Source organism: Xenorhabdus sp. IM139775 (genome assembly GCF_028598745.1).
GTDB lineage: Bacteria > Pseudomonadota > Gammaproteobacteria > Enterobacterales > Enterobacteriaceae > Xenorhabdus.
In genome coordinates, this window is record NZ_JAQRFK010000094.1 from 1 (window position 1) to 9,035 (window position 9,035).

The 9,035-nt window shown below is 39.6% G+C and carries 8 protein-coding genes; 2 read left to right on the forward strand and 6 right to left on the reverse strand.

Features of this window, described 5'->3' with window-relative positions:
• From PSI17_RS14950 to PSI17_RS14965, 4 genes are all read right to left on the reverse strand, one after another.
• Positions 1-377, reverse strand: a 377-nt coding sequence (locus PSI17_RS14950; protein WP_273552734.1) for a TauD/TfdA family dioxygenase, incomplete at its 3' end; no start/stop codon positions are given.
• A gap of 195 nt (positions 378-572) precedes the next feature.
• A complete protein-coding gene (locus tag PSI17_RS14955; RefSeq protein ID WP_337927219.1) occupies positions 573-941 on the reverse strand; it encodes a TauD/TfdA dioxygenase family protein in 369 nt (122 codons plus the stop codon).
• Between the two features lie 524 nt (positions 942-1,465).
• Complete coding sequence (locus PSI17_RS14960; protein WP_273552735.1) at positions 1,466-3,409, reverse strand: pyridoxal phosphate-dependent decarboxylase family protein; 1,944 nt, start codon at positions 3,407-3,409, stop codon at positions 1,466-1,468.
• Positions 3,410-3,866: 457 nt separating this feature from the next.
• Entirely contained in the window at positions 3,867-4,760 is an 894-nt protein-coding gene (locus PSI17_RS14965; protein WP_273552736.1) for a dimethyl sulfoxide reductase anchor subunit family protein, read from the reverse strand.
• A 267-nt stretch (positions 4,761-5,027) separates the two neighbouring features.
• Between PSI17_RS14965 and PSI17_RS14970 the strand changes: the two genes are divergently transcribed.
• Together PSI17_RS14970 and uspE are read left to right on the forward strand one after the other, a co-directional pair.
• A complete protein-coding gene (locus PSI17_RS14970; protein WP_273552737.1) occupies positions 5,028-5,783 on the forward strand; it encodes an FNR family transcription factor in 756 nt (251 codons plus the stop codon).
• A gap of 127 nt (positions 5,784-5,910) precedes the next feature.
• Positions 5,911-6,855, forward strand: a complete 945-nt coding sequence (gene uspE, locus PSI17_RS14975) for a universal stress protein UspE (protein WP_273552738.1) — start codon at positions 5,911-5,913, stop codon at positions 6,853-6,855.
• An 82-nt stretch (positions 6,856-6,937) separates the two neighbouring features.
• Here the strand turns inward: uspE and PSI17_RS14980 are convergent, their stop codons facing one another.
• Entirely contained in the window at positions 6,938-7,855 is a 918-nt protein-coding gene (locus PSI17_RS14980; protein ID WP_273552741.1) for a tyrosine-type recombinase/integrase, read from the reverse strand.
• A 403-nt stretch (positions 7,856-8,258) separates the two neighbouring features.
• The gene (locus PSI17_RS14985) at positions 8,259-8,915 is read right to left on the reverse strand and encodes a hypothetical protein (protein ID WP_273552739.1); all 657 of its coding nucleotides are present in this window, start codon (positions 8,913-8,915) and stop codon (positions 8,259-8,261) included.
• Positions 8,916-9,035 lie beyond the last annotated feature (120 nt).

Below are 9,035 nucleotides of genomic sequence, written 5' to 3' on the forward strand. Positions count from 1 at the left end.
ACAGCCCAACCAGGTATTTCAGGTTGGTAGGATGTATCAGGATATATTTTCAATCCTTTGATAAATCTATTTCCGGTAAAGCTTTCTCGACGATGTAAAAGTTGACTGTTGTCATATAACAACAAATCCCTTTCTTCCCATTGATGAGAATAAATATTTTCTGATGATAACATTTTATCTAAAATGGATTTCTTGAGCTTGTCGGAGTTAAATAAAATTTCTTTATCATGAAAAAATGCGATCGTATTTTCACTGACATAAATATAATGTTTTTTCGTTTGTACATTCTCAATAATGACAGGATGAGCCACAGTAATATGAGGTGCATTGTCATGTGATGTTGCTGGCTGGCGAGTGGAATATAAGCCATTCAGCATCGATACTTCATCGTGGGTGAAACCCAGGGCGCGAGCACACTATTTTAGCTGCGTTTTGAAGATGATTATCTCTTAATATTCGGTTTTAATAGTGTTTTTATCGAGTGAAATTTAATCACACAGGCAATTCTTTAGACTTTTATAGAAAACTAAAGAATTAAAGAACAAGAGTGACATTTTAAGTTCAAATATTAATCAAAGTATGCTCGCGCCCTGGGTGAAACCAAGGTGGTTTACTGCTGTTGAGGCAAAAGAGGTATTGCCACCATGAAATTGCACAACTTCACCATATAAGATGCTAACTGACGCGGGATTAACCCTAAACTCCTGATCAGAATGCCAAAAGTCGGTATCATTTCCGGAAAAACCGAGCGGATTACCATTGCTGTCACGGAGGTTTGTCAAGTAAGCGATATATTTTCGATTATCTGATAACGAAATTTTTCTGGCTGGTTCTTCGAGTTCCCCGCTTCCTATATGTTGTGCGAAATTCACTAGTGCTTCATCATCCAGCTTTTGATTCTTGAAAATTAACAGGGCATATTTCGATAAATAAAACTTTATTTTTTCGTATTCTTCTGATGATAATTCTGCAAGTTATATAAGCACCAAAACTATCCTTAATAGACTCGATTGTAAATGACATACGTTATTCCCACACTATTTATTTTGTTAAATGTTATTAATAATTTATATTTTTTATGGAGCATCTTGCTATTCATTATTTATGCTTTTATCTTTAATGGAATTAAACATTGCTCTTCATTAATTCTGTATGTCAGCCATATTCCCCATCAACTAAATGTTATATTTTTTCTTTGATGTTAATTATATGATGATAAACAGTCGATTAAGCAACAACAATTTTTTCCCGCATTGAAAATGTGTTTATTTTGTGATAAGTGTCACATTTTATTATTCATGGAATAACTATTTATTTTTCATGTAATTATAAAATGATCGTTTCTTTATTTGTTGATTATATTGATAAAATAAAAAAAGAGCTTATATGAATATAAGCTCTTTTGGGGTTAATAAATTATTTTTCAATTAGCTAAACCATGCCTTAATATTCAGGCTTATGTTCACTAACCAATAAATGGAACATCGGGTTCTAATCTTAATCGGGCTTTTTTCTCTTCTTCATCAACAACCTGACCTAATTTCTTAGCAAATATAGCCTGAAGCTGTTGCCAGAACTCGTCAAAATGCTCTTCATCGCGTAAGCAATAAGTCATTACCGCAGCCCGTAATACATAGATATTGCGGACTTTTTCCCATTCACTACGGCTAAAACCACATTTTTGTGCATAGTGCCATGGCGTATCCCCATATTCTTTATAATCTAATATGGTTGATGATGTGAGAAAATCGTTGGTATAAGCGCGCCCTGCGGAGTATGAGCAAAATTCGTACAGACGCCTGTTAAGCGCATTATGATTGGTCAGACTTTCATTACCGATTTCTTTAAATGTAAAGTTGATCATATGGAAATCAGGGGATGGAAAGATATGCACTTCAAACTGGTGCTTACCAATTTCTATTGGCGGTAAGTCTGCCAATTTGTCCAACAATCGTTGTGCCGTGACAATGCCAGCCGCAATAACTTTCCCGTAGCCATTAATATTCAACGGTAACAAACGATGAGCAGCCCAAAGTGCCGCTGCCGTTGCTCCCGATTTTGAACCTTCCATGATTGATGAACCCAGGACTCCCCGATTGCTGGTGCTGGTTTTATCCGCGTGGTCTTCAAATACATATGCTGCGTGTGAAGAAATCAGTTCAAGAATGCGCTTATCTTTCATACAGATGGCGCCCGCTGCATACTGAATAAACCCCACTTTATGCGGATCCACGGTAATCGAGTCAACGTCTTTCAATGCCTTGAAACTTTGGTAAACCGTCGGTTTTGGCCAACTGATATTTTCCGGCATAATCCCCGCTGAACGGTGGTGACTGGCCAGTTCCTCATAGTCTACAAATTTGCCCTGCTCATTCAGGAGCATGGAACACGCATATCCCGCATAAGCTGCATCAACATGAACATAGAATGATTCGCCATAACGTTCTTCACACTCTTTTCTCAACGCTATAACTTCATCAATCCGATCAATAGCGCCAACTTCAGTCGTTCCCACTACGGCAATCATCGCCAGGATGGGTTCACCTTGTTCAATTAATCCAAGGATGATTTTCCGCATTTGGGCAACATCGGTTTGGTAATGATCATTGACAGGCAATGGAATAATGTTTTCTTGGCCAATACCGAAAATATCTGCGGCTTTCATCCAAGAATAGTGCTTGGATTGTGGCACCAGTAACTTGCCTAGAATTTGCGCTTTAACGCCCGTTCCGCGGCATGTCATATCGCGAATTTCTTCAAACAGCCCACGTTTTTGCAATTCAGCAATCAAATCCAACAATTCAGTAGTTGGCATATTGTTCAACTGCCGGGATGTTTTATGCTCGACCAGATCTTGTGCTTTAGGATGTTGAGACACGGCAAAAGCCAATGTTTTTAAATTCCTGGCGACCCACAACCCTTCATAGTTAGCCACTGTGCCACCAGAAGTAATATGTCCCCAGGATTGCTCAGGGTTATAACCAAACATGCGGCAGAGATCTAAGCCTGATTCAAGCTCTAATTCTGTTGTTGTCGGAGATGCTTCATAGCTACAGTTATTCGGGTTGTACATCATGGCCATAACGTAAGCAAGATTAGAAACCATTAAGGTATCACTGCTGATATGGCCGAGGTAACGGGGAGAAAAGAAAGGGATAGATGAATTTTTCAGTTTTGCTGACAACTGATTTAAGATCCCTTCAGTCCGATAAAGCGTTTCCCTGTAGTTATGTTCATAGCGATCAACGGATGTGACCAAAGTCGAATCTTCGGGGTGAAAACCTGAACGCCAATGCATATGTTCGCTAACGGCATAATCCATCATTTCTCTAAAAAAAACAGCGTTCTCTGATTTTGGCCCCAAAAACAATGCATCTACATTTAAATTAGGGTGAAATGGTTTAGTCATGATCATATAACCTTTTAACTGATTCTTTGTGTTTTGTCTTAAATTAAAAATTTATAAATAATTCTATTTTTATTTTCTGTTTCAACGACAAATGCATTGCGGTGGTGATAACCCCCCCCACAATAACCAACTGAAAATAATTGTTTGATTTTCGATCACTTAAATTGCATGAAAATTATTCTGCAATATATATCCATCAATATATACAGATATAAAACAGAATTCTTATAATATTAATAATAAGTTAATAGTTAACTTTAAAATTGTGCGCTACCACAAAGAAATGAAAAGAATACTGATAATTTTATTAAGAAAATTTTTCCATTCTCAACGATAAGGATGGTTGTTTTTTGTATAACCGAAACCGTGAAAGCGCTACAGTTTCGGTTATGTCGAACTAAAAGCAAAAAGAACAGCATTAATCAATCGGGATAGTATGAACCTTCTATCATACATTTCACATAATAAAAAATGTATATTGATTGACCATTTCAGCAATGAACATGAGAACTGCACCGATGAGAATGGCATAATTTTTATGAGTCAATAAACTATTTCTTCTTTTCCACAGAGAGTAACTCCAGATTGCCATGGCAATAATATACAAGCACCATGAAAGCATTCTCAATCCAAAGGCACTTTTGATATTGAATTCAGCTTGATGTGGAAAAATAACATTAGCATTAACTATTGTGACTTCCGATAACCACTCCATATAGGCAGGTTGCTCAATCAGTCGCATTGTAACGCTAATGAAAACAACCAGCAGAGCGGCCATCACCAATTTGATAGGCAACCTTCCGCGAAGATATTTTCCTAATGGATAGGCAATAAATAACAGCGCCAATGCAGGCCCTAACGTAAATACGGCGCTATAAAACAGAAAAAAAGTGTTAATGTTTGCCCATGTGATCATGGCACTATTCACGTAAATAATCGCCATATAGTGAAGGTCAATTAGGCCAATAACCCCAATCACTAGCATAGCATAAACGTGTGCGTGTTTTTTCATCACAAAGAAAAGTGTGTATAAGACCAGCAATCCAAAATAGAGGGCAGCAAAACGTGTTTCTATGTTTACCCATTCCTGTATCACGTTGACGTTCTGCAAGGCGTGATAAACATTAAAGGGCTGGCCCATAATGTTCAAAGAAGCAGCAAGCCCTATCCCTGCTAATGCGCTGCTGACCAATAATGTTCTTAGTAATATTTTTTGCACAAAAATGGTCACTGAATGTTGCCATGTGTTTAACTCGTGCTTCAACCAGTAAATATAAAGTCCGTTCATCAATACAAGCCCCACTGAGCTTTGTACCAGCATTGTAAATGCAATTAACAACCACTCACTCATCACTCATGTCAACCCTATTTCATTTATCTGTAACCAAATAACATCATCGACGTGCATTATATCCATATATTGTTAATTCAATTTCAGTTTTATTGAGATATTATATTGAATAGCTAAAGTTTTACGCAAGACCGATGTTAATTGCCAAAAATTTCTTTTTTATCCGTAATGATAAATACCGTGATTAGTGGGCGTATCTTGCTCTTATCAGAGCAACCTAAATATGTTAAGTTTACACATATCAATCACTTCTAATGAGCATTCCCTATGATCCCGGAAAAACGTATTATTCGTCGGATTCAATCTGGTGGTTGTGCAATCCACTGTCAGGATTGTAGCATTAGCCAGCTTTGCATTCCTTTCACCTTAAATGAACATGAACTTGATCAGCTTGATAATATCATTGAGCGTAAAAAACCTATCCAGAAGGGGCAAACGTTGTTTAAGGCCGGTGATGCACTAAAATCACTCTATGCCATCCGTTCTGGGACCATCAAAAGCTATACTATTACCGAAGAAGGTGATGAACAAATTACAGGTTTCCACCTCGCTGGTGATTTAGTTGGATTTGATGCCATCATTAATACTGAACACCCCAGTTTTGCCCAAGCTCTGGAAACGTCAATGGTATGTGAAATCCCATTTGAAACGCTGGACGATCTTTCCGGAAAAATGCCGAATCTCCGTCAGCAAATGATGCGTTTAATGAGTGGAGAAATCAAAGGCGACCAAGAGATGATTTTGTTGCTTTCCAAAAAAAACGCAGAAGAGAGACTGGCTGCCTTTGTTTACAACCTGTCGCGCCGTTTTGCACAACGCGGTTTTTCACCCCGAGAGTTCCGCCTTACCATGACACGCGGTGACATTGGTAATTACTTAGGCTTGACGGTTGAGACGATCAGCCGCCTACTTGGGCGTTTCCAAAAAAATGGTATTTTGGCTGTCAAAGGTAAGTATATTGCGGTCGAAGATATGGTTAAACTGACTGAGTTAGCCGGCAAACCCTCAGCTAATGTGTCCTGACGTTAGTTAAATTTTAGGCCAGATCACTCTATTTTGTTGATCTGGCATACACTTCTCCTGTTATAGTTGTCCATATTGGTTTATCTTCTGTACGAAAGAGGCATCCAGACTCCGCGAGGAACTCAATATGGCAAACTACCAAAACCTCTTGGTTGCAATTGATCCTAATCAGGATGATCAGCCCGCATTAAGGCGCGCCGTTTATATCGTGCAACGCAATGGGGGGAAAATTAAAGCGTTTTTACCTATTTATGACCTTTCATATGAAATGACCACTTTGCTTTCTCCGGAAGAAAGAAATGCAATGCGAAAAGGTGTCATCGGCCAACGGGTCGCTTGGATAAAACAACAAGCCCATTACTATCTTGAATCAGGCATTGATATTGAGATCAAAGTGGTTTGGCATAATCGTCCTTATGAGGCCATCATTCAAGAAGTCATCACCGGAAATCACGACTTGTTATTGAAAATGGCACATCAACATTCCCGCGTGGAATCGATGATTTTTACCCCGCTCGACTGGCATCTGCTACGTAAATGCCCTTGTCCAGTCTGGATGGTAAAAGATCAAACATGGCCAGAAAATGGTTCCGCTGTTGTTGCCGTCAATTTATCGAACGAAGAACCTTACCACAATGCACTGAATCTGAAATTGGTACGCGAAACACAAGATCTGGCCAATCGAATTGTAAAAACCCCCTTGATTCATCTTGTGAGCGCTTATCCAGCCGCACCTCTAAATATTGCGACTGAATTACCTGACTTCGACCCTAATGTGTATAATCAAGCATTGCGCGGTCAACATTTGATTGCCATGAAAGCGTTACGCCAAAAATTTTGTATCGATGAACAACAAACCTACGTTCATGAAGGAGTGCCGGAAAAAGTGATCCCTGAAATTTGTGATGAACTCAATACAGGTGTGGTGGTTTTGGGTATTCTTGGCCGAACTGGTTTATCGGCCGCATTTCTTGGCAATACCGCAGAACATGTTATCGATCGGCTAAAATGTGATTTGTTGGCGATAAAGCCCGATGGATTTGTTTGCCCAATCAAGGTTAGTGAAGAGTAATGTACTGATTGCCCGAATATCATTTCGGGCAATCATCTCTTCAAGCAGGTCAGTCTGGGTGCAAAACCCTCTGATAAATCAGCTAGAAATTCAAATTTCTGGCCGCATTCCTTAAGCGTTCATCTCCGCGTCGATCATACTTCTGGGTTGTCGTGATGCTTGAATGCCCCATTGCATCTTTGACGGTGACGATATCCTCTCCATTGTCCAACATGGCTGATGCAAATGTCCTGCGCAGATCATGCGGGGCAAACTTTTCCAGTCCGCTTTCTATTCTGCGCGTTTCAAGAATGTGATAAATGGCCTGATCTGATAAACGGTTATCGGTTACATCATCATGACGGCGAATGCGGGTAAAAAGTGGACCCGGATGATCGCCACGCACTTCATCTATCCAACGATTTAAACGTTCCCATGTTCCTTCCGGCATATAAGACAAGCGTTCTTTATTGCCTTTTCCCATCACTCTTAATGCTTGTTCGCGCCGAATAATGTGTTTTATATCGAGTGAGATAATTTCTGAACGACGCAGCCCACAGCCTATCAGCACACCAATGATTGCCGCATCACGTAATCCTTTTGTGCTGATATCATTTTCGCAGGTAAAAAATAACGTTTTTATTTCATAACGCTCAAGTGCCCTGCCTTTTGGTAGCCTGGCCCCCCTGACAGATCGCACCTGTTTTATATGCTGAAAATTGTCAGTATCGATTTGTTTCATGGTCCATGCTTCCAATGCAACGCCTTTCAAAGCCGAAAGATAAGTATTGATTGTTGCGGGAGCTTTACCTGAATCTGAAAGCATTTCCATTATTGCCTGAACATGATGACGACGGAGTGCGTGCCAAGTACAGTCCTGCACATTTTGGTAGCCCAACATTTTTGCCACAATATCCAGAAATGATTTCATGGTTTGGCGACTGCGTTTTGATCCAAGACTGACAAGATAGGCAATGGCGGGATTGTTATAACCCTGTTTTCCTGATGCTGATAGTGACATCAGCATACCCTGTTCTTGTTGATAATCGGTCGGCACAAGCAGTGATTTTTTATCACCGTTATTTTCATGTTCGAACGGAGCAGACATTTCCCTTTCCCTATTCCTGATGGTTTGTTTTTTGTGCAATTTGCGTGCGCATTAATGGTGACGATCCGTAAAAATTACGGCCAACTACTCACGCCATCTTATTTAATAAATCTTACTTTTTCAAATGTATATTTTAATAAGTAGAGTGTTTTTTGGAATGCAGGACTTATGTAATATATTGAATAATAATGATAAATTGAAATTGGCGGAATTTTCTGAATGGATTGTTTTAATTGCCACGGGATGAGAAAAAAATCACACAAGGTGATTTTTTTAAATTTGTCAGTGTCAAAGGTGACATTAAGTTTTAGCGAACTTAATGGGATGACTTGTACAGGGATTGCTCAGACCAACCTTCTGCCAGCCACTGTGTTTTTCCATAGGCATAATCAGGAAATTCAGTCTCCAATGTTGTTTCTCTGTTCAGAATACGGCGTACCAGATCAGCCAATTGACGGAGTTCTTCGACATTACGAATTTCTATCGGTGCCACGATGGAGACATAACGATAGTGCGTCAGCATTTCGACTTTAATGGAAGGGGTGATAATAAAATCAGCTTCTTTGCGTAAACGAATTTTTTCAGCTTCCACTGCATCTCCCCATTTCCGCCGCTCTTCATTGGGAAGCAGGACGTGATAATGGACTTTTTTCCGGCTCCGCCCCACTTTTTTGTGGTTTTTTTCTGTCTGAAAGAATTTATCGTCTTCGGAGTGAGGATACAGATGGTGGGCTGCTTCCAGAGCAGCATCCTCAATTTTGTCCCAATAAACGCAGCGAGGATGCCGCCATGTCACTACAACGCGCACTTTACCCAGAATAAAAGCAACATCATCCCACCAAGATAATTCGTTCGGTTCACGCTCACTGTAATCATGATAAACCAAAATTCCCTTCTCAAATTGATTGTGATGTTGATTGCGATGATACTGTTTAGCCAGACGGCGATTTCGTTCAAATTTTCTGTTTTTCATAATCCTATCCCCCTATCATATACAGGATCTTAAGAGATAACCCTTTATTTAAGATAGAAAAAAGGCCTCATTTGTGATTGGATAATTGTCGCCAAACAAACCACCCAAATACGCATGAAG

What these genes read in the sequence shown, in the direction of transcription:
- PSI17_RS14960 (WP_273552735.1), bottom strand. Translation starts at nt 3,409, where the DNA reads ATGACTAAACCATTTCACCCTAATTTAAATGTAGATGCATTGTTTTTG.
- PSI17_RS14965 (WP_273552736.1), bottom strand. Translation starts at nt 4,760, where the DNA reads ATGAGTGAGTGGTTGTTAATTGCATTTACAATGCTGGTACAAAGCTCA.
- PSI17_RS14970 (WP_273552737.1), top strand. Translation starts at nt 5,028, where the DNA reads ATGATCCCGGAAAAACGTATTATTCGTCGGATTCAATCTGGTGGTTGT.
- uspE (WP_273552738.1), top strand. Translation starts at nt 5,911, where the DNA reads ATGGCAAACTACCAAAACCTCTTGGTTGCAATTGATCCTAATCAGGAT.
- PSI17_RS14980 (WP_273552741.1), bottom strand. Translation starts at nt 7,855, where the DNA reads ATGTCACTATCAGCATCAGGAAAACAGGGTTATAACAATCCCGCCATT.
- PSI17_RS14985 (WP_273552739.1), bottom strand. Translation starts at nt 8,915, where the DNA reads ATGAAAAACAGAAAATTTGAACGAAATCGCCGTCTGGCTAAACAGTAT.